This window comes from Pantoea sp. App145, assembly GCF_047947045.1.
GTDB lineage: Bacteria > Pseudomonadota > Gammaproteobacteria > Enterobacterales > Enterobacteriaceae > Pantoea.
In genome coordinates this window covers 1,904,303-1,923,469 of record NZ_CP133290.1, presented here as the reverse complement: position 1 = coordinate 1,923,469, position 19,167 = coordinate 1,904,303, and the positions used below count along the sequence as shown (strand labels likewise).

14 protein-coding genes, 3 tRNA genes and 3 rRNA genes are annotated in these 19,167 nt (G+C 52.3%); 12 read left to right on the top strand and 8 right to left on the bottom strand.

Features of this window, described 5'->3' with window-relative positions; genetic code table 11:
• Positions 1-31: 31 nt before the first annotated feature.
• From RCF31_RS08890 to metN, 3 genes are read right to left on the bottom strand one after another with little or no spacing between them, the layout of a single operon-like run.
• Positions 32-847, bottom strand: a complete 816-nt coding sequence (locus tag RCF31_RS08890; protein ID WP_084872890.1) for a MetQ/NlpA family lipoprotein — start codon at positions 845-847, stop codon at positions 32-34.
• Between the two features lie 36 nt (positions 848-883).
• Positions 884-1,537 carry a methionine ABC transporter permease MetI gene (locus RCF31_RS08885; protein WP_013507970.1) on the bottom strand — a complete coding sequence of 218 codons (654 nt, stop codon included), beginning with the start codon at positions 1,535-1,537 and terminating at the stop codon, positions 884-886.
• Complete coding sequence (metN, locus tag RCF31_RS08880; RefSeq protein ID WP_416413087.1) at positions 1,530-2,561, bottom strand: methionine ABC transporter ATP-binding protein MetN; 1,032 nt, start codon at positions 2,559-2,561, stop codon at positions 1,530-1,532. The genes RCF31_RS08885 and metN overlap by 8 nt, the downstream gene beginning before the upstream one ends.
• A 188-nt stretch (positions 2,562-2,749) precedes the next feature.
• Between metN and gmhB the strand changes: the two genes are divergently transcribed.
• The 7 genes from gmhB (at position 2,750) to dkgB (ending at position 9,866) form a co-directional block, all read left to right on the top strand.
• Entirely contained in the window at positions 2,750-3,310 is a 561-nt protein-coding gene (gmhB, locus tag RCF31_RS08875) for a D-glycero-beta-D-manno-heptose 1,7-bisphosphate 7-phosphatase (protein WP_416413086.1), read from the top strand.
• Between the two features lie 383 nt (positions 3,311-3,693).
• Positions 3,694-5,235: ribosomal RNA gene (locus RCF31_RS08870) — 16S ribosomal RNA — on the top strand.
• Positions 5,236-5,324: 89 nt separating this feature from the next.
• A tRNA-Glu gene (locus tag RCF31_RS08865) sits at positions 5,325-5,399 on the top strand.
• Positions 5,400-5,615: 216 nt separating this feature from the next.
• A 23S ribosomal RNA gene (locus tag RCF31_RS08860) occupies positions 5,616-8,519 on the top strand.
• A 106-nt stretch (positions 8,520-8,625) separates the two neighbouring features.
• Positions 8,626-8,741: ribosomal RNA gene (gene rrf, locus RCF31_RS08855) — 5S ribosomal RNA — on the top strand.
• Together the 16S, 23S and 5S rRNA genes with 2 tRNA genes alongside form the textbook arrangement of a ribosomal RNA operon.
• 74 nt (positions 8,742-8,815) lie before the next feature.
• A tRNA-Asp gene (locus RCF31_RS08850) sits at positions 8,816-8,892 on the top strand.
• 170 nt (positions 8,893-9,062) lie between these two features.
• Complete coding sequence (dkgB, locus tag RCF31_RS08845) at positions 9,063-9,866, top strand: 2,5-didehydrogluconate reductase DkgB (RefSeq protein WP_416413085.1); 804 nt, start codon at positions 9,063-9,065, stop codon at positions 9,864-9,866.
• Between the two features lie 11 nt (positions 9,867-9,877).
• Here dkgB and yafC read toward each other — a convergent pair whose 3' ends face one another.
• On the bottom strand, positions 9,878-10,786 hold the full coding sequence (gene yafC / locus RCF31_RS08840; RefSeq protein WP_416413084.1) for a DNA-binding transcriptional regulator YafC: 909 nt from the start codon (positions 10,784-10,786) through the stop codon (positions 9,878-9,880).
• A gap of 98 nt (positions 10,787-10,884) precedes the next feature.
• Between yafC and RCF31_RS08835 the strand changes: the two genes are divergently transcribed.
• Together RCF31_RS08835 and RCF31_RS08830 are read left to right on the top strand one after the other, a co-directional pair.
• Positions 10,885-12,063 carry an MFS transporter gene (locus tag RCF31_RS08835; protein ID WP_416413083.1) on the top strand — a complete coding sequence of 393 codons (1,179 nt, stop codon included), beginning with the start codon at positions 10,885-10,887 and terminating at the stop codon, positions 12,061-12,063.
• Between the two features lie 146 nt (positions 12,064-12,209).
• Positions 12,210-13,013, top strand: coding sequence for an endonuclease/exonuclease/phosphatase family protein (locus tag RCF31_RS08830; protein ID WP_299457258.1), 804 nt, complete (start codon positions 12,210-12,212; stop codon positions 13,011-13,013).
• 60 nt (positions 13,014-13,073) lie between these two features.
• On the opposite strand, the gene mltD is transcribed toward RCF31_RS08830, so the two are convergent.
• Both mltD and gloB read right to left on the bottom strand, forming a co-directional pair.
• Positions 13,074-14,453, bottom strand: coding sequence for a murein transglycosylase D (mltD, locus tag RCF31_RS08825; RefSeq protein ID WP_416413082.1), 1,380 nt, complete (start codon positions 14,451-14,453; stop codon positions 13,074-13,076).
• Positions 14,454-14,524: 71 nt separating this feature from the next.
• Positions 14,525-15,280, bottom strand: coding sequence for a hydroxyacylglutathione hydrolase (gene gloB / locus RCF31_RS08820; RefSeq protein ID WP_299457255.1), 756 nt, complete (start codon positions 15,278-15,280; stop codon positions 14,525-14,527).
• A 40-nt stretch (positions 15,281-15,320) separates the two neighbouring features.
• On the opposite strand from gloB, the gene RCF31_RS08815 reads away from it, so the two are divergent.
• Positions 15,321-16,055, top strand: coding sequence for a class I SAM-dependent methyltransferase (locus tag RCF31_RS08815; RefSeq protein ID WP_299457252.1), 735 nt, complete (start codon positions 15,321-15,323; stop codon positions 16,053-16,055).
• Here the strand turns inward: RCF31_RS08815 and rnhA are convergent.
• Positions 16,040-16,606: a ribonuclease HI gene (gene rnhA / locus RCF31_RS08810; protein WP_167379253.1), complete on the bottom strand. Its 567-nt coding sequence runs from the start codon at positions 16,604-16,606 to the stop codon at positions 16,040-16,042. The genes RCF31_RS08815 and rnhA overlap by 16 nt on opposite strands.
• On the opposite strand from rnhA, the gene dnaQ reads away from it, so the two are divergent.
• Positions 16,560-17,291, top strand: a complete 732-nt coding sequence (gene dnaQ / locus RCF31_RS08805) for a DNA polymerase III subunit epsilon (protein WP_416413081.1) — start codon at positions 16,560-16,562, stop codon at positions 17,289-17,291. The genes rnhA and dnaQ overlap by 47 nt on opposite strands.
• 134 nt (positions 17,292-17,425) lie before the next feature.
• A tRNA-Asp gene (locus RCF31_RS08800) sits at positions 17,426-17,502 on the top strand.
• Positions 17,503-17,614: 112 nt separating this feature from the next.
• On the opposite strand, the gene RCF31_RS08795 is transcribed toward RCF31_RS08800, so the two are convergent.
• The gene (locus RCF31_RS08795) at positions 17,615-19,111 is read right to left on the bottom strand and encodes an NCS1 family nucleobase:cation symporter-1 (protein WP_416413080.1); all 1,497 of its coding nucleotides are present in this window, start codon (positions 19,109-19,111) and stop codon (positions 17,615-17,617) included.
• Between the last annotated feature and the right edge of the window lie 56 nt (positions 19,112-19,167).

Here is a 19,167-nt window from a genome sequence, read left to right as displayed (position 1 = left end):
AAGCCGCCCTGCACGGTATGAAGGGGAGGGATTACCAACCCTTCACAGCACCGCCATTGAAGATTTTGTTCGCTGCTTCAGCAACTTCGTCAGACTGGTAAGCCTCGACAAATTTTTTCACGTTTTCAGCGTCTTTATTATCTTCACGGCTAACGATCAGGTTCACGTACGGTGAATCTTTATCTTCTACGAAGATACCGTCTTTAGCCGGAGTCAGGCCAATCTGGCTGGCGTAGGTGGTGTTGATCACGGCCAGCGCAATCTGCTGATCGTCCAGTGAACGCGGTAACTGCGGCGCTTCCAGCTCAACAATCTTCAGGTTTTTCGGGTTTTCGGTGATATCCAGCGAGGTTGGCAGCAGACCAACACCGTCTTTCAGTTTGATCAGGCCCACTTTCTGCAGCAGCAGCAGTGAACGGCCGAGGTTAGTCGGGTCATTCGGAATGGCAATCTGTGCGCCGTTCTGCAGTTCATCCAGAGATTTGATCTTTTTGGAGTAACCGGCAATCGGGTAAACGAAGGTGTTGCCAACCGGTACCAGTTTATAACCACGATCTTTGATCTGCTGATCCAGATACGGCTTGTGCTGGAAGGCGTTGACGTCAATATCACCTTTGCTCAACGCTTCGTTCGGCAGAACGTAATCGTTGAAAGTGACCAGCTCAACATCAAGCCCATATTTCTCTTTCGCGACTTTCTGTGCTGTCTCAGCAACCTGCTGCTCAGCACCGACGATCACACCCACTTTAATGTGGTTTGGATCTTTTGCTTTCTGATCGCATCCTGCCAGCGCAATCACGCCAATCAGAGCGCCCACAGCGGCAATCTTTTTAAATGTAAAAGACATATCCTTTCCTTAATAGAGAATATTGATATTGCTTGCTTACTTATGGGACACAGCACGCACGATGCGGTCGCCACAGAATTGGATTAAATAAACCAGCACAACCAGCAGTACCAGCACGGTATTCATCACAGTGGCGTTATAGCCGATGTAACCATACTGATAGCCAATCTGGCCCAGGCCGCCAGCACCCACGGCACCACCCATGGCGGAGTAACCGACCAGCGTAATCAGGGTAATTGTAGCGGCATTCACCAGTCCCGGCAGGGCTTCTGGCAACAGGACTTTACGGACGATTTGCAAGGGTGTGGCACCCATGGCGCGTGATGCTTCGATTAAACCAGTAGGCAGCTCCAGCAGGGCGTTTTCGACCATGCGGGCGATAAACGGAGCCGCACCGACGGTAAGCGGAACGATAGCCGCCTGCAGACCAATTGAGGTGCCGACGATCGCGCGGGTAAAGGGAATCATCCATACCAGCAGAATAATGAACGGAATCGAACGGAAGATATTCACCAGCGCAGAAAGTACGCGATATAGCGCTCCGTTCGCCAGAATCTGGCCCGGACGCGTGACGTACAGCAGAACGCCAACCGGCAGACCGAGCACAAAACCAAAAAAGCCGGAGACGAAGGTCATCATCAGCGTTTCCCAAATGCCACGTCCCAGCAGCCACATCATCGCTTCAGACATAACCCAGTACCTCTACTTTCACGTGGTTCTCTTTCAGCCAGATAATCGCGGCTTTGGTATCTTCTTCACTACCGTCCATTTCGGCCAGCATAATGCCGAACTTCACGCCCCCGGCGTAATCCATCTGCGCACTAATAATGTTGTTATTAACGTTGAAGCGGCGTGCCGCTTCCGACAGCAGTGGGGCATCGACCGACTTGCCGGTAAATTCCAGACGTAATAAAGGTACGCTTCCCGCAACAGGCTGTGCGGACATACGTTGCTGATAGTCGTCAGGAATATCGAGATGCAGCGTTGACTGAATAAACTGCTGTGCCAGCGGTGTTTTCGGATGAGAGAACACTTCACTTACGCTGTCTTTCTCGATCAGCTCACCATTGCTGATGACAGCTACCTGATCACAGATGCGCTTCACAACGTCCATCTCATGAGTGATCAAGAGAATGGTCAGGCCGAGACGACGGTTAATATCCTTCAGCAGCTCCAGGATGGAACGCGTAGTGGCTGGATCCAGCGCGCTGGTGGCTTCGTCGCACAGCAGTACCTTGGGATTGCTTGCCAGTGCACGAGCAATTGCCACACGTTGCTTCTGGCCGCCAGACAGATTGGCTGGCCAGGCGTCATGCTTATCCGCCAGTCCAACCAGCTCCAGCAATTCGCTGACGCGTTTCTTAATCTGTTCACGTGAAAGATTACCCAGCTCCAGCGGCAAAGCGACATTGCCGGAGACGGTGCGCGAGTTCATCAGATTAAAATGCTGGAAGATCATGCCAATCTGGCGGCGAGCCAGCGTCAGTTGACCACCTGAGAGCGAGGTCAGATCCTGACCACCGACGACCACACGGCCAGAAGTGGGGCGCTCCAGCAAATTGACGCAGCGAATGAGTGTACTTTTACCGGCACCGGATGAACCGATGACGCCATAAATCTGTCCGGCAGGCACATGCAGGCTGACGTTTGACAACGCCTGAATAGTGCGTGAACCTTGCTGGAACACTTTGCTAATATTTTCTATTTTAATCATTGGGTTAATTATTATCGTGTTGCGTTATCCGTGGTGTTTCGGTTTTCATCGGTCTGAGCCATATGAAATCAGGATGGATGTTAAGGCATCCAGACGGCTAAATCAACGAAAGTCATTCAATCTGCCATTCTCTCATTATGCGCAATCATGCCATACTGAGCGGCAATTTTTGCAGCAGGAGTTTCTACGTGGCGAACAAAGTCCCGGCTATTTTTCTTGATCGTGATGGCACATTGAATGTCGATCACGGCTATGTTCATGAGATCGATAGTTTTCAGTTTATTGAAGGCACCATCGAGGCGCTGCAGGCGCTGAAAAAAATGGGCTTTGCATTGGTACTGGTGACTAATCAGTCGGGCATTGCGCGCGGCATGTTTACGGAAGACCAGTTTATGCAGCTGACCGAGTGGATGGACTGGTCGCTGGCAGACCGTGATGTTGATCTCGACGGTATCTATTTTTGTCCGCATCTGCCGGATGCGACTGTGGAAGCTTATCGTCAGCAATGTGATTGCCGTAAACCACAGCCTGGCATGCTGCTTTCGGCGCAGGAACATTTGCATATTGATATGGCCGCTTCTTATATGGTGGGTGACAAACTGGAAGATATGCAGGCAGCGCAGGCGGCTGGTGTAGGTACTAAAGTGCTGGTGCGTACTGGCAAACCGGTGACGGCGGAAGGCGAAGCGGCGGCAGATTGGGTAATTGATAGCCTGGCTGACCTGCCAGCACGCATTAAAAAGGGCTAAAAACGGGCCTTTTGCACAAATTTCAGCCGAACAGTAAAAAAGTTGAAATTTGCGCTTGCGCTTCGTCAGAGTCTCCCTATAATGCGCCTCCACTGACACGGCAAAGCGGCAACGCAGACGGGTCAGCAAGGGACGAAGTGATTCATCCCGCCGGAGAAAATCGCTGAAAAAAGTGATTGACTCTGAAGGAGGAAAGCGTAATATACGCCACCTCGCGACAGACGGTTAACCCGCTGCCCGCACTGCTCTTTAACAATTTATCAGACAATCTGTGTGGGCACTCGCAGGATTGATATCAAAAGTCCACGGACTTAAAAAATATCAAGTCTCAAGAGTGAACACGTAATTCATTACGAAGTTTAATTCTTTGAGCATCAAACTTTAAATTGAAGAGTTTGATCATGGCTCAGATTGAACGCTGGCGGCAGGCCTAACACATGCAAGTCGAACGGTAGCACAGGGGAGCTTGCTCCCCGGGTGACGAGTGGCGGACGGGTGAGTAATGTCTGGGGATCTGCCCGATGGAGGGGGATAACTACTGGAAACGGTAGCTAATACCGCATAACGTCGCAAGACCAAAGTGGGGGACCTTCGGGCCTCACACCATCGGATGAACCCAGATGGGATTAGCTAGTAGGTGGGGTAACGGCTCACCTAGGCGACGATCCCTAGCTGGTCTGAGAGGATGACCAGCCACACTGGAACTGAGACACGGTCCAGACTCCTACGGGAGGCAGCAGTGGGGAATATTGCACAATGGGCGCAAGCCTGATGCAGCCATGCCGCGTGTATGAAGAAGGCCTTCGGGTTGTAAAGTACTTTCAGCGGGGAGGAAGGGTGTGAAGTGAATAGCTTCATGCATTGACGTTACCCGCAGAAGAAGCACCGGCTAACTCCGTGCCAGCAGCCGCGGTAATACGGAGGGTGCAAGCGTTAATCGGAATTACTGGGCGTAAAGCGCACGCAGGCGGTCTGTCAAGTCGGATGTGAAATCCCCGGGCTTAACCTGGGAACTGCATTCGAAACTGGCAGGCTTGAGTCTCGTAGAGGGGGGTAGAATTCCAGGTGTAGCGGTGAAATGCGTAGAGATCTGGAGGAATACCGGTGGCGAAGGCGGCCCCCTGGACGAAGACTGACGCTCAGGTGCGAAAGCGTGGGGAGCAAACAGGATTAGATACCCTGGTAGTCCACGCCGTAAACGATGTCGACTTGGAGGTTGTGCCCTTGAGGCGTGGCTTCCGGAGCTAACGCGTTAAGTCGACCGCCTGGGGAGTACGGCCGCAAGGTTAAAACTCAAATGAATTGACGGGGGCCCGCACAAGCGGTGGAGCATGTGGTTTAATTCGATGCAACGCGAAGAACCTTACCTGGCCTTGACATCCACGGAATTCGGCAGAGATGCCTTAGTGCCTTCGGGAACCGTGAGACAGGTGCTGCATGGCTGTCGTCAGCTCGTGTTGTGAAATGTTGGGTTAAGTCCCGCAACGAGCGCAACCCTTATCCTTTGTTGCCAGCGATTCGGTCGGGAACTCAAAGGAGACTGCCGGTGATAAACCGGAGGAAGGTGGGGATGACGTCAAGTCATCATGGCCCTTACGGCCAGGGCTACACACGTGCTACAATGGCGCATACAAAGAGAAGCGACCTCGCGAGAGCAAGCGGACCTCATAAAGTGCGTCGTAGTCCGGATTGGAGTCTGCAACTCGACTCCATGAAGTCGGAATCGCTAGTAATCGTAGATCAGAATGCTACGGTGAATACGTTCCCGGGCCTTGTACACACCGCCCGTCACACCATGGGAGTGGGTTGCAAAAGAAGTAGGTAGCTTAACCTTCGGGAGGGCGCTTACCACTTTGTGATTCATGACTGGGGTGAAGTCGTAACAAGGTAACCGTAGGGGAACCTGCGGTTGGATCACCTCCTTACCTGAAGATACCTTCCTTCGAAGTGCTCACACAGATTGTCTGATGAAAACGTAATGAGCAAGACGGCTGCGAAGTCGTGACACATTCGTGTCCCCTTCGTCTAGCGGTTAGGACTCCGCCCTTTCACGGCGGCAACAGGGGTTCGAATCCCCTAGGGGACGCCACTTGCTTGGTGACAGGTGAAAGGTGTCGCTGCTCAGTATCTCAAAACTGGCTTACGAGTCACGTTTGAGATATTTGCTCTTTAACAATCCGGAACAAGCTGAAAATTTGAAACGACGCGTTGTTTCATTTCTCCGTAATAAGAAATGAAAGCGGCGCGTTCGAGTCTCTCAAAAGCTTGCGATTCATAAGCGTTGCAAAACGCCTGTGGGTTGTGAGGTTAAGCGACTAAGCGTACACGGTGGATGCCCTGGCAGTCAGAGGCGATGAAGGACGTGCTAATCTGCGAAAAGCGCCGGCAAGGTGATATGAACCGCAACAGCCGGCGATGTCCGAATGGGGAAACCCAGTGCACTTGTGCACTATCGTTAACTGAATACATAGGTTAACGAGGCGAACCGGGGGAACTGAAACATCTAAGTACCCCGAGGAAAAGAAATCAACCGAGATTCCCCCAGTAGCGGCGAGCGAACGGGGAACAGCCCAGGACCTGAATCAGTTTGTGTGTTAGTGGAAGCGTCTGGAAAGTCGCGCGATACAGGGTGACAGCCCCGTACACGAAAATGCACAGACTGTGAGTCCGACGAGTAGGGCGGGACACGTGGTATCCTGTCTGAATATGGGGGGACCATCCTCCAAGGCTAAATACTCCTGACTGACCGATAGTGAACCAGTACCGTGAGGGAAAGGCGAAAAGAACCCCGGCGAGGGGAGTGAAACAGAACCTGAAACCGTGTACGTACAAGCAGTGGGAGCACCCTTTTGGGTGTGACTGCGTACCTTTTGTATAATGGGTCAGCGACTTATATTCTGTAGCAAGGTTAACCGTATAGGGGAGCCGAAGGGAAACCGAGTCTTAACCGGGCGTTAAGTTGCAGGGTATAGACCCGAAACCCGGTGATCTAGCCATGGGCAGGTTGAAGGTTGGGTAACACTAACTGGAGGACCGAACCGACTAATGTTGAAAAATTAGCGGATGACCTGTGGCTGGGGGTGAAAGGCCAATCAAACCGGGAGATAGCTGGTTCTCCCCGAAAGCTATTTAGGTAGCGCCTCGTGAACTCATCTCCGGGGGTAGAGCACTGTTTCGGCTAGGGGGCCATCCCGGCTTACCAACCCGATGCAAACTGCGAATACCGGAGAATGTTATCACGGGAGACACACGGCGGGTGCTAACGTCCGTCGTGAAGAGGGAAACAACCCAGACCGCCAGCTAAGGTCCCAAAGTCATGGTTAAGTGGGAAACGATGTGGGAAGGCACAGACAGCCAGGATGTTGGCTTAGAAGCAGCCATCATTTAAAGAAAGCGTAATAGCTCACTGGTCGAGTCGGCCTGCGCGGAAGATGTAACGGGGCTAAACCATGCACCGAAGCTGCGGCAGCGACACTATGTGTTGTTGGGTAGGGGAGCGTTCTGTAAGCCGCTGAAGGTGGACTGTGAGGTCTGCTGGAGGTATCAGAAGTGCGAATGCTGACATAAGTAACGATAAAGCGGGTGAAAAGCCCGCTCGCCGGAAGACCAAGGGTTCCTGTCCAACGTTAATCGGGGCAGGGTGAGTCGACCCCTAAGGCGAGGCTGAAAAGCGTAGTCGATGGGAAACAGGTTAATATTCCTGTACTTGGTGTTACTGCGAAGGGGGGACGGAGAAGGCTAGGTTATCCGGGCGACGGTTGTCCCGGTTTAAGCGTGTAGGTGTGAAGACCAGGCAAATCCGGTCTTCTTTAACACTGAGGCGTGATGACGAGCCACTACGGTGGTGAAGTAACTGATGCCCTGCTTCCAGGAAAAGCCTCTAAGCTCCAGGTAACACGAAATCGTACCCCAAACCGACACAGGTGGTCAGGTAGAGAATACCAAGGCGCTTGAGAGAACTCGGGTGAAGGAACTAGGCAAAATGGTGCCGTAACTTCGGGAGAAGGCACGCTGGCATTAGGTGAAGGGACTTGCTCCCGGAGCTGAAGCCAGTCGAAGATACCAGCTGGCTGCAACTGTTTATTAAAAACACAGCACTGTGCAAACACGAAAGTGGACGTATACGGTGTGACGCCTGCCCGGTGCCGGAAGGTTAATTGATGGGGTTATCCGTAAGGAGAAGCTCTTGATCGAAGCCCCGGTAAACGGCGGCCGTAACTATAACGGTCCTAAGGTAGCGAAATTCCTTGTCGGGTAAGTTCCGACCTGCACGAATGGCGTAATGATGGCCAGGCTGTCTCCACCCGAGACTCAGTGAAATTGAAATCGCTGTGAAGATGCAGTGTACCCGCGGCAAGACGGAAAGACCCCGTGAACCTTTACTATAGCTTGACACTGAACATTGAGCCTTGATGTGTAGGATAGGTGGGAGGCTTTGAAGCGTGGACGCCAGTCTGCGTGGAGCCGACCTTGAAATACCACCCTTTAATGTTTGATGTTCTAACGTAGGCCCGTAATCCGGGCTGCGGACAGTGTCTGGTGGGTAGTTTGACTGGGGCGGTCTCCTCCCAAAGCGTAACGGAGGAGCACGAAGGTTGGCTAATCCTGGTCGGACATCAGGAGGTTAGTGCAATGGCATAAGCCAGCTTGACTGCGAGAGTGACGGCTCGAGCAGGTGCGAAAGCAGGTCATAGTGATCCGGTGGTTCTGAATGGAAGGGCCATCGCTCAACGGATAAAAGGTACTCCGGGGATAACAGGCTGATACCGCCCAAGAGTTCATATCGACGGCGGTGTTTGGCACCTCGATGTCGGCTCATCACATCCTGGGGCTGAAGTAGGTCCCAAGGGTACGGCTGTTCGCCGTTTAAAGTGGTACGCGAGCTGGGTTTAGAACGTCGTGAGACAGTTCGGTCCCTATCTGCCGTGGGCGCTGGAGAATTGAGGGGGGTTGCTCCTAGTACGAGAGGACCGGAGTGAACGCACCACTGGTGTTCGGGTTGTCATGCCAATGGCATTGCCCGGTAGCTAAGTGCGGAAAAGATAAGTGCTGAAAGCATCTAAGCACGAAACTTGCCCCGAGATGAGTTCTCCCTGACCCCTTGAGGGTCCTGAAGGGACGTTGAAGACGACGACGTTGATAGGCCGGATGTGTAAGTGCAGCGATGCATTGAGCTAACCGGTACTAATGACCCGTGAGGCTTAACCTTACAACGCCAGAGGCGTTTTGGTTGAGAGACCAGAGAAGATTTTCAGCTTGGTTCATCCGGATAGATTCGTGCGGCCTGAGAGGGCGGTACGGATAAACAGAATTTGCCTGGCGGCTGTAGCGCGGTGGTCCCACCTGACCCCATGCCGAACTCAGAAGTGAAACGCCGTAGCGCCGATGGTAGTGTGGGGTCTCCCCATGCGAGAGTAGGGAACTGCCAGGCATCAATTTAAGGTACTTACCTGAAAAGGTAACACCGGTTATCAGCGAGACCCCGCTGGTAATGCAGTATTCGGTGGTGCGGTAGTTCAGTCGGTTAGAATACCGGCCTGTCACGCCGGGGGTCGCGGGTTCGAGTCCCGTCCGCACCGCCACTCTCTTGATTAGCCCTGACTGAAAAGTCAGGGCTTTTTCATGTCTGGCATATCAACATTGATTGTTGACTGAAACGCAAAATTCCTCTGCTTATAAGCGGATTTTTCAGCAGCAATGATGCTGTCACAATATCCCTCATCGAAATATTCCATTCACTGATGAGGAAATCATGACAATCCCAGCTTTTGGTTTAGGTACTTTCCGTCTGCAAGACGACGTTGTTATTCATTCAGTTAAAACTGCACTTGAGCTGGGTTATCGTACTATCGATACCGCTCAGATCTATGAAAACGAAGCCGCAGTAGGTCAGGCGATTGCCGAAAGTGGCATCGAACGTAGTGAGCTGTTCGTGACGACTAAGATCTGGGTAGAAAACCTCTCTGCCGAAAAACTGATTCCCAGTCTCAAAGATAGCTTGTTCAAATTGCGCACCGACTACGTCGATCTTACCCTGATCCACTGGCCATCCCCAGGAGCCGCTGTTTCAGTGAAAGAAAGTATGCAGGCATTAATGGCTGCCAAAGAAGCGGGTTTGACGCGCCAGATCGGCATTTCAAATTTCCCCATCGCGCTGATGAAAGAGGCAATTGAAGCCGTAGGTGTGGAAAATATCGCGACGAATCAGATCGAGCTGCATCCGTATTTGCAGAATGAGCAGGTAGTGGAGTTTGCTCAGGAGCAGGGCATTCACATTACCTCCTATATGACGCTGGCTTATGGCGAAGCGCTGAAAGACGAAGTCATTAAGGCGATTGCGCAAAAACATCAGGCCACTCCTGCGCAGGTTGTGCTGGCGTGGGCAATGCAGCTGGGTTATGCGGTGATTCCATCATCGACCAAACGTGAGAACCTTGCAGGCAATCTGCATGCGCAGGATCTGACGCTGGATCGTGAAGATATGGATAAGATCCATGCTCTGGATCGAGCACAACGTATGGTCAGCCCGGAAGGTCTGGCACCGTCCTGGGATTAAGCGTGAAATGATCAGTCCTGGCTACGCCAGGGCTGGTTTTGCACCCACTCGCTAAGAAAATCAATAAACGCCCGCACACGCTGGCTCACACCAAGATCACTGTAGTAAACCGCATTAAAGGGCATTTCTACCGGCAGACGCAGCTGCGCCAGCAATTCCACCAGAGTCCCCTCAGCAATTTCTTTATCGACCATATAGTCCGACAAACAGGCAATACCATTGTCATTCAGGCAAAGCTGTTTCAGTGTCTCCCCGCTGTTTGACGACATACCTGGCTGGATATCATAAAGTTCGCCATTTTCCTGTGCCACTGGCCAGCGATTGAGGCGTAGGGGTTCAACGAAGCCCAGACATTCATGATTGGCCAAATCGGCCACCGACTCAGGAATGCCATATTTCGCCAGATAAGCCGGCGTTGCGACCAATTTACGGTAGCTGATAAACAGCAGACGAGCACGCAGGGTGGAGTCCGTCAGTGTTCCTGCCCGAATGGCAACGTCGACTTTTCGCTCAATAAGATTAATAAAGCTTTCTGAGGAGATGAGCGAGAGCGTGACATCAGGATAACGTTCGCGAAAAGGCTTAATCATTGGCAGCAACAGATGCAGAATTACCGGCGTTGCTGCATCAATACGCAGCAAACCCTGCGGAGCTTGCTGGCGTTCAATCAACTCGTTTTCGGCAGTCGACATTTCCTGCATCAATTTCTGTACGCGACGGAAATAGTGTTCGCCTTCATGAGTGAGTGCGAGCTGACGCGTAGTACGGGTCAATAACGCCACTCCCAGCTTAGTTTCAAGTTTTTTAACCGTGCGGCTGACGGCCGAATTGGCCATATTTAACTGCTCTGCAGCGCGGCTAAAACTGCCACTTTCGACCACAGCGATGAACACCTTCACTTCATCTGACGATGCCTTCATTATCCCTCCAAAAGCAAAAGTCTATTGTTACTTTGCACCTTTTTGTCATTAAAGCATAAGCAGATACTGACGCCCATCAAAACCAATGGGAGTCAATCATGCCACTTGCACTTTGGGCGCTGACCATCAGCGCCTTCGCTATCGGAACAACTGAATTTGTCATCGTTGGGTTAATCCCGACCATTGCGGAACAGCTCGCCATCACGCTTCCTTCTGCCGGGATGCTGGTCTCTATCTATGCACTCGGGGTTGCCGTAGGTGCACCGATACTTACTGCTCTCACCGGGAAATTGCCGCGTAAGCATTTGTTGATGGGATTGATGGCACTATTTACTCTGGGGAACCTGGTGGCCTGGCAGGCACCGAACTATGAAACGCTGGTAATTGCCCGTTTGCTAACCGGACTGGCACACGGTGTATTCTTCTCTGTAGGCTCCACCATCGCTACCAGCCTGGTAAGCAAAGAGAAAGCGGCCAGTGCGATTGCGATTATGTTTGGTGGTCTGACCGTCGCGCTGGTGACGGGGGTGCCGCTGGGAACGCTGATAGGCCAGCATTTCGGCTGGCGTGAGAGTTTTCTTGCAGTATCTATGCTGGGGGTGATTGCCCTGATCGGTAGCATGTTGCTGGTGCCGCGTAACATTGCACAGCCGCCCGCTACGTCGTTACTGCAACAGGCTCGGGTGCTGACCAATCCACGTTTATTATTGATCTATGCGATTACTGCGTTGGGCTATGGTGGCGTGTTTACGGCCTTTACCTTTCTGGCACCGATGATGCAGTCTCTGGCGGGTTTCTCTCCCTCAGCCGTGAGCATTATTTTGCTGGGATATGGTATCGCTGTGGCGATAGGTAATATCTGGGGTGGAAAACTGGCGGACCGTCGGGGTGCCGTGCCAGCTCTGACCATAATATTCGCTGCTCTGGCGATTTTGTTAGCCGTCTTTCAGTTCACGGCCAATACGCACTACCTGGCGTTAGCGACAGTGATCATCATGGGCATCTTTGCCTTCGCCAACGTGCCTGGCTTGCAGGTTTACGTGGTACAGAAGGCCGAACACTATGCCCCCGGAGCGGTAGACGTTGCCTCTGGACTCAACATCGCCGCCTTTAATATTGGTATCGCACTGGGTTCTACGGTTGGTGGGACTATTGTGCAGCATTATGGATTAGCACAAACGCCGTGGGTGGGGGCAGTGATTGTCTTTATTGCCTTGTTGCTGGTACGCCTCAGTGGTTTGTTGGATAAGCCACGCGCCGTTATGGCTGCGGAATAATCTTCAGAAACAGCCTGCCAAATGTCAGGCTGTTTACGTTTAAGCCGAAATATCCACTCCGACAATCAAGAACACCAATTGAAACCCCGCGCTAAAATCCCTATAACAGTCAGGTGAAGTATGTTTGTAACTAGCCAGGCGGGAAAGTGCGGAAAAAAACCTATGCAATGCGTTATGTAGCAGGTCAGCCTGCCGAGCGGATCTTTCCGCCGGGGGCGATGCTGCATCTTGGGCAGGCACTGCCACCCGGCGCGCCATTGCCAGCCAACCCAACGTTGAGGGTCCTGGTCTGGAACATCTTTAAACAGCAACGAGCAGACTGGATGTCAGTGCTGCAGGGCTTTGGCAAAGATGCGCATCTGGTGTTGTTACAGGAAGCACAGACCACGCCTGAGCTGGTCAGATTTGCTACCAGCAACTATCTGGCTGCCGATCAGGTGCCCGCATTTGTCCTGCCTCAGCATCCTTCTGGCGTGATGACGCTGGCATCGGCGCATCCTGTTTATTGCTGCCCATTGCGTGAGCGTGAGCCGTTACTGCGGCTGGCAAAATCAGCACTGGTGACGGCTTACCCGCTACCGAACGGCGAAATGCTGATGGTGGTGAACATTCATGCGGTGAATTTCAGCCTTGGCATTGATGTTTACAGCAAACAGCTGGGGCCGATTGGCGAGCAGATTCAGTATCACCGTGGTCCGGTGATTATGGCGGGCGATTTCAACGCCTGGAGTCGTCAGCGCATGAAGGCACTGTTTCGCTTTGCTCAGGAGATGTCATTAAGGGAAGTGACTTTTACTGATGACCATCGACGGAAAGCCTTCGGCCGCCCACTGGATTTTGTGTTTTACCGCGATATGAAAGTGAATGAGGCGTCGGTACTGGTGACTCGTGCTTCTGACCACAACCCATTGCTGGTTGAATTTAACTCCACCTGGGCAGCAGCGCGCTAAAACCGATTTTTCCCGATAAGAAAATGAAAAAGGCCGACAAATGTCAGCCTTTTCGAGCCATTAGGTATCTGGCGTTGCGCTATTATGGACAAACAGCGTGAGGTTATCCCCCGGCTGAATGCTTTTCGCAGCAGTTAATACACTGTTCCAGCGCATAACGTCCTGGATGTTAACACCATGACGTCGCGCGATACTGGCAAGAGAATCACCCTTACGAACACGATAGGTGATGCTGTTGCCGTTATCGGCCAGCTGCGAGCCTTTGTCGCCAACGGTCAATTTCTGACCGATTCGAACTGAGGCACCGCGCAGGTTATTCTGCTGTTTCAGTGCATTGACGCTAACGCCAAGCTTGCTGGCAATGCCAGACAAGGTGTCACCTTTGCGCACCGTGTAGCTGCTAACGGCATCACTGGCTTTCGCCAGCTGCGGCTGCACGGAGGCAATATCACCGGATGCCAGTGAATTGCGTAGCTGAGCAACATTGGACTTAGGCACCATAATGTAGTGCGGTCCATTCGGCGCTGTCGTACCGTGTTTATAGCCGGCATTGAAGCTTTTCAGCTTACTTAACGACATACCAGCCATATCTGCGGCCTGCGTCAGCTCAATCTGCTGACCCACTTCCACGCGAGCCAGTGCACGGCTCTCATTTGGGGTCGGCAATTTGATGCCGTAACGCTTGTTGTTCTTGAGAATATCGCTCAAGGCCAACATTTTCGGAACATAAACCGTGGTTTCGCGTGGCAGCGACAGGCTCCAGAAGTCGGTCGGCTTACCGCGCGCCTTGTTCTGTTTAATCGCCTTGAGCACACGTCCCTCACCGCTGTTATAGGCGGCGATGGTCAGTAACCAGTCACCGTCAAACATGGTGTTGAGACGCTGCATCATATCCAGCGCAACCTTGGTAGAAGCCACCACATCGCGGCGACCGTCATACCATTGGTTTTGTTTCAAACCATAGTTTTTGCCCGTTGTTGCAACAATCTGCCAGATGCCAGCGGCATTCGCAGAAGATGTTGCATGTGGGTCAAAAGCGCTCTCCACTATGGGTAGCAGTACCAGTTCCATCGGCATTTTACGTTTCTGTATCTGCTCGACAATCCAGTACATGTACGGCTCTGCCCGTAATGTTACATCGTGGAGATAGCTCTTATTTCTTAAGTACTTTGTTTTTTGTTCGCGGATCCGGGGGTTATCCGGAATCCCCATCTTCAACTCGTCACTAATGTGATTCCAGAGATCAGTGTCTTCTGCGAGGCTTGTTCCATCATCTTGCCAGCGCGGCGACAACAAGCGATCTCCGTACTTTCCATTTTCACCTTGACCAGCTGAAGACAGGCTCTGAGCATGCTGTTCTGGGATCGTGGCGTCATTCCTTGATGCCTGACATCCTCCCACCAGCAAGACAGAGGCGATTAATATCGCTTTTGCCTTCATGTGTGTGTCAATAGTTCGCTTAAAAGACGAGCAATCATACGTGACGGTCTGACACAACACAACCATAAAAATTAAAAACGATCTTTCTTCTCGCGTAGAACAGCAAAAGTTTGCCATAGCGGGGCGGTTGCTAAATTAACGCCTAAAGCCTTTTGCAAATCAGGATCTTGCGTGCGCAAAAATAAATTTATTTCCCTCTCCAGCGCCAGATTTGTGGGCAAAGTAATGCGATTTTCTGCACGTAAGTCCTTAATTTGCTGATACCTTGCCAAAATTTTCGGGTCATGAGGCAGAATAGCCGCAGCAAACTTCATATTGGATAAAGTGTACTCATGGGCACAGCAAATTAAGGTGTCGGCAGGGAGTTCATTAAGCTTTTGAAATGAATCAAACATTTGTTGCGCAGTGCCTTCAAATAATCTGCCGCAACCGCCGGAAAACATCGTGTCGCCACAGAAAAGATAAGGCGAGCTGAAATATGAGATATGTCCTAAAGTGTGTCCGGGGGTCGCGATGACACGAAAATTTCTCCCTGACAGCGTAAATTCATCTCCATCGGCGACAATGTGCTTTGCCCCTTTATCTGCAGTTTCCTGTGGACCGAAAACGGCCATATCGGGGTAATGCTGGAGCAATTCGCTGACGCCACCCACATGGTCGTGATGATGATGAGTCAGTAAAATCGCCACCGGATGCCAGCGATTGGCCTTAATTTTATCCAGTACCGGTTGAGCTTCACCAGGATCGACAATCAGGCAATTTTGCTGGTCATCCGTCAGTGTCCAGATGTAGTTATCCTGCAATGCGGGAATACTGGTAAGATTCATAAACACCTCTCAGGCCGTAGAAAAAGGAAGATGGTAAAGCATGAAGCCGGCTAAAACACGCCAAATCCTGACTGCGCCGCGCTCCTGGCGCGACATGCCCTGGGGCGACTACTTTCGCGACGCACTCACACAGCAACTTCAGCCTTCGCTCGGCAAGCTGTATGGCTTTCATATGCTTAAAATTGGCAGCCTGAGCGCAGAAATCAATACCAGCCATTGTGCTATTTCGCATCAGGTTAATGTCGGCGAAGAGGGTGAAGGGCTGCAGGTGATTGCCCGTGCTACTCAGCTGCCATTTGAAGCCAAATCGATTGACGCCTGCTTGCTGGCGCATACGTTAGCCTGGAGCCAGGACCCGCATCGCGTGCTGCGCGAAGTGGACCGGGTCCTGATTGACGATGGCTGGATGATTATCAGCGGTTTTAATCCCTTTAGCCTGCTCGGTATCAGCAAAGGTATTCCGGGCTTGCATGGTCGTGCGCCCTGGAGCGGACGGATGTTTAGCCAGATGCGACTGCTGGACTGGCTGAATCTGCTGAATTACGAAGTCGTCTACCGTACCCGCTTCCAGGTGGTGCCGTGGCACCGGCAGGGCGGCAAAGTGATCAGTGCGCATCTGCCTGCGCTGGGTTGCCTGAATGTGGTGGTGGCACGTAAACGCACCTTCCCGTTAACGCCCACCAAAGTGAAAAAAAGCCTGAGTAAAACGCAGCTGCGACAGGCGGTGAACGCTACGCGGCAGTTTCGGAAAATGAAGGATCAGGATTCGGGCTGATAGCCAATATCGTCCTGCGACGGCTGGCTGGCGGCACTGCGCGCCAGTTCGTCACAGCGTTCATTCTCCGGGTGACCGGCATGGCCCTTTACCCATTCCCACACTATCTGGTGTGAACTCAGCGCCAGATCCAGTCGTTGCCACAGATCGACATTCTTCACGGGTTTTTTATCTGCGGTTTTCCAGCCACGTTTTTTCCAGTTGTGGATCCAGCTAGTAATACCCTGGCGCACATACTGGCTATCGGTGCTGATCACCACTTCACACGGCTGCGTCAGCGCTTCCAGCGCGACAATGGCGGCCATCAGCTCCATACGATTATTGGTGGTGAGGCGATAACCGGCACTGAAGGTTTTTTCATGCTGGCGATAACGCAGAATGGCACCATAGCCACCAGGACCGGGATTGCCAAGACAGGATCCATCGGTGAATATTTCTACCTGTTTACGCATCTCTGGTAGACTTCCTTCTGACAAAACGCCAAGTCTGACATAAACGAGTCCTATGAGCACTGCAAATAACCGCCAGATCGTCCTCGATACAGAAACCACCGGCATGAACATGATCGGTGTGCACTATGAAGGACACCGCATCATTGAAATCGGTGCGGTTGAAGTTATCAATCGCCGCCTGACCGGCAACAACTTCCATATCTACCTCAAGCCCGACCGGCTGGTGGATCCGGAAGCCTTTGGTGTGCATGGTATTGCCGATGAGTTTCTGGCGGATAAACCCAGCTTCAGTGACATCGCTGATGAGTTTCTTGAGTACATCCAGGGTGCTGAGCTGGTGATTCATAACGCAGCGTTTGATATCGGCTTTATGGATTACGAGTTTGCCATGCTGAAACGCGACATTGGCAAAACGGAAACCTTCTGCCAGATAACCGATAGCCTGGCGATGGCGCGTAAGATGTTCCCCGGCAAGCGTAACAGCCTTGATGCGCTCTGTAACCGTCTCGAAATTGACAACAGCAAGCGTACGCTGCATGGCGCATTACTCGATGCCGAAATCCTGGCGGAAGTGTTCCTGACCATCACCGGTGGCCAGACATCGCTGGCATTCTCGCTGGACAGTGAGCAAAGCAACCAGGCCGATGGTGAAAATATTCAGCGTATTGTGCGTCCGGCATCCGGGCTGCGCGTGGTCAGCGCCAGTGATGAAGAATGTCTGGCACATGAAGAGCGTTTAGATCTGGTGATGAAGAAGGGCGGCAGCTGCCTGTGGCGCGCCTGAAATCGCTGATTTTGCGTGGAAAAGCGGCGTTAAGTCGAAAAAAGCAGCAAACGAAACAAAGCCACAGAAAAAGCGTTGACGGCTGATCACCCTGCCATTAATATGCGCCTCGTTCCCGACGGGGAACACAGCGCGGTGCGGTAGTTCAGTCGGTTAGAATACCGGCCTGTCACGCCGGGGGTCGCGGGTTCGAGTCCCGTCCGCACCGCCAATCTCTTTAAAGAAGCCGATTCAGCAATGAATCGGCTTTTTGCTTTTCTGCCGTAGCGGCGTGATTTATCGCGCGGGTTTTACCGACATCGCGCCATTCCGGTAAATCACACTTAATCCTTCTGTACCGCTACTTTTCCACGATAGGTTGTCGTTACCGATGTCTCGCGTTCAGCGCGTGCCAGCCAGCGATAGCAACCCATGCCCAGTGCCACACCGATAAACCAGCTAAAGTTTGCCACCTCATGCAATGACGGAATAAAGCTGATAATCAGACCAATTCCCACCGAAGGCAGCAGCGCGGCGATCGCTTTCGGGTTAAAGCCCCCTTGATACCAGTAGCGACCTTTCGGCGTATCATCAAACAGGTCATCGACATACACCTTGCTGCGTTTGATCAGATAGAAATCGGCGATCAAAATGCCAAACAGTGGCCCGATAAAGGAACCCAGCACATCCAGCGTGTAATGAATCAACTCAGGTGACTGGAACAGGTTCCATGGCGTCAGCAGCACGGAACCGACGGCGGCGATCATGCCTCCAGTACGGAAGCTGATTTTCTGCGGTGAGCAGTTGGAGAAGTCGAAAGCCGGTGAAACGAAGTTCGCCACGATATTGATACCGATGGTGGCGGTGATCATGGTCAGCAGGCCAATCGCCACCGCCAGATCGTTACCCACCATGCTGACCGTTTCAATCGGGTCGGTAATCATGCGGCCAAACAGCGAATTACTGCCGGAGACAATCACCACGGTGACGATGGAGAACAGCAGGAAGTTAAACGGCAGACCCCAGCGATTGCCGCGACGAATCTCGCCCATATTCTTGCCATAACGGGAGAAGTCACCAAAGTTGAGCAGTGGACCGGAGAAGTAAGACACCACCAGCGCTGTGGCGGTGATCATCTGCCAGGTCTGCTCACCGGCACTTAACTGCTTGCTGGCGAGGGTAAAGGAGATACCGTCAAAACCGGTCTTGTATACAATCCATCCGGCCAATGCCACCATCACGACGTATACAGCCGGGCCGGCAACATCAATGAAACGTTTAATTGCGTTCATCCCGTGCCAGAACACCAGCGCCTGCAGGAACCACATGATACCGAAGCAGCACCAGCCCAGCTGAGATAAGCCCAGCCAGCTGCTGTGCGTCATGCTGGCGAGTGAGGGGAAGAACTTCAGCAGGACCAGCATCAATGCATTGGCTGCCAGGTAAGTCTGAATACCATACCAGGCGAAGGCGATCAGGCCACGAATCACCGCCGGGATATTAGCCCCGAAAACACCAAATGCCTGACGTGAAATCACCGCGTAAGGCACGCCTGCCATCTGGCTCGGCTTCGCCACCAGGTTGGCGCACAGCTGGACAATGCAAATCCCTACCAGCAGACACAGTAACACCTGCCAGCTTGCCAGGCCGAGGGTAAAGAAGCTGGCAGCCACCACATAGCCGCCCATACTGTGTACATCCGACATCCAGAAAGAAAAAATGTTGTACCACGACCAGTTCTGGTCACGCGTTGGTGCCAGATCCTCGTTGCAAAGTCGTGGGCTGTAATGGGCGTTGGCTTCAGAGGCCACCGCAGAGGTCACTTCAGAATGATTTGGCATGAAACCTGCTCCTCTCTTAATAATGAAAAAATAATCACAGCGTGAAACGGTATTGC

Coding starts and splice junctions, on each gene's coding strand:
- RCF31_RS08885 (WP_013507970.1), bottom strand. CDS start 1,537: ATGTCTGAAGCGATGATGTGGCTGCTGGGACGTGGCATTTGGGAAACG.
- dkgB (WP_416413085.1), top strand. CDS start 9,063: ATGACAATCCCAGCTTTTGGTTTAGGTACTTTCCGTCTGCAAGACGAC.
- dnaQ (WP_416413081.1), top strand. CDS start 16,560: ATGAGCACTGCAAATAACCGCCAGATCGTCCTCGATACAGAAACCACC.
- RCF31_RS08890 (WP_084872890.1), bottom strand. CDS start 847: ATGTCTTTTACATTTAAAAAGATTGCCGCTGTGGGCGCTCTGATTGGC.
- RCF31_RS08795 (WP_416413080.1), bottom strand. CDS start 19,111: ATGCCAAATCATTCTGAAGTGACCTCTGCGGTGGCCTCTGAAGCCAAC.
- yafC (WP_416413084.1), bottom strand. CDS start 10,786: ATGAAGGCATCGTCAGATGAAGTGAAGGTGTTCATCGCTGTGGTCGAA.
- RCF31_RS08835 (WP_416413083.1), top strand. CDS start 10,885: ATGCCACTTGCACTTTGGGCGCTGACCATCAGCGCCTTCGCTATCGGA.
- RCF31_RS08815 (WP_299457252.1), top strand. CDS start 15,321: ATGAAGCCGGCTAAAACACGCCAAATCCTGACTGCGCCGCGCTCCTGG.
- mltD (WP_416413082.1), bottom strand. CDS start 14,453: ATGAAGGCAAAAGCGATATTAATCGCCTCTGTCTTGCTGGTGGGAGGA.
- gloB (WP_299457255.1), bottom strand. CDS start 15,280: ATGAATCTTACCAGTATTCCCGCATTGCAGGATAACTACATCTGGACA.
- metN (WP_416413087.1), bottom strand. CDS start 2,561: ATGATTAAAATAGAAAATATTAGCAAAGTGTTCCAGCAAGGTTCACGC.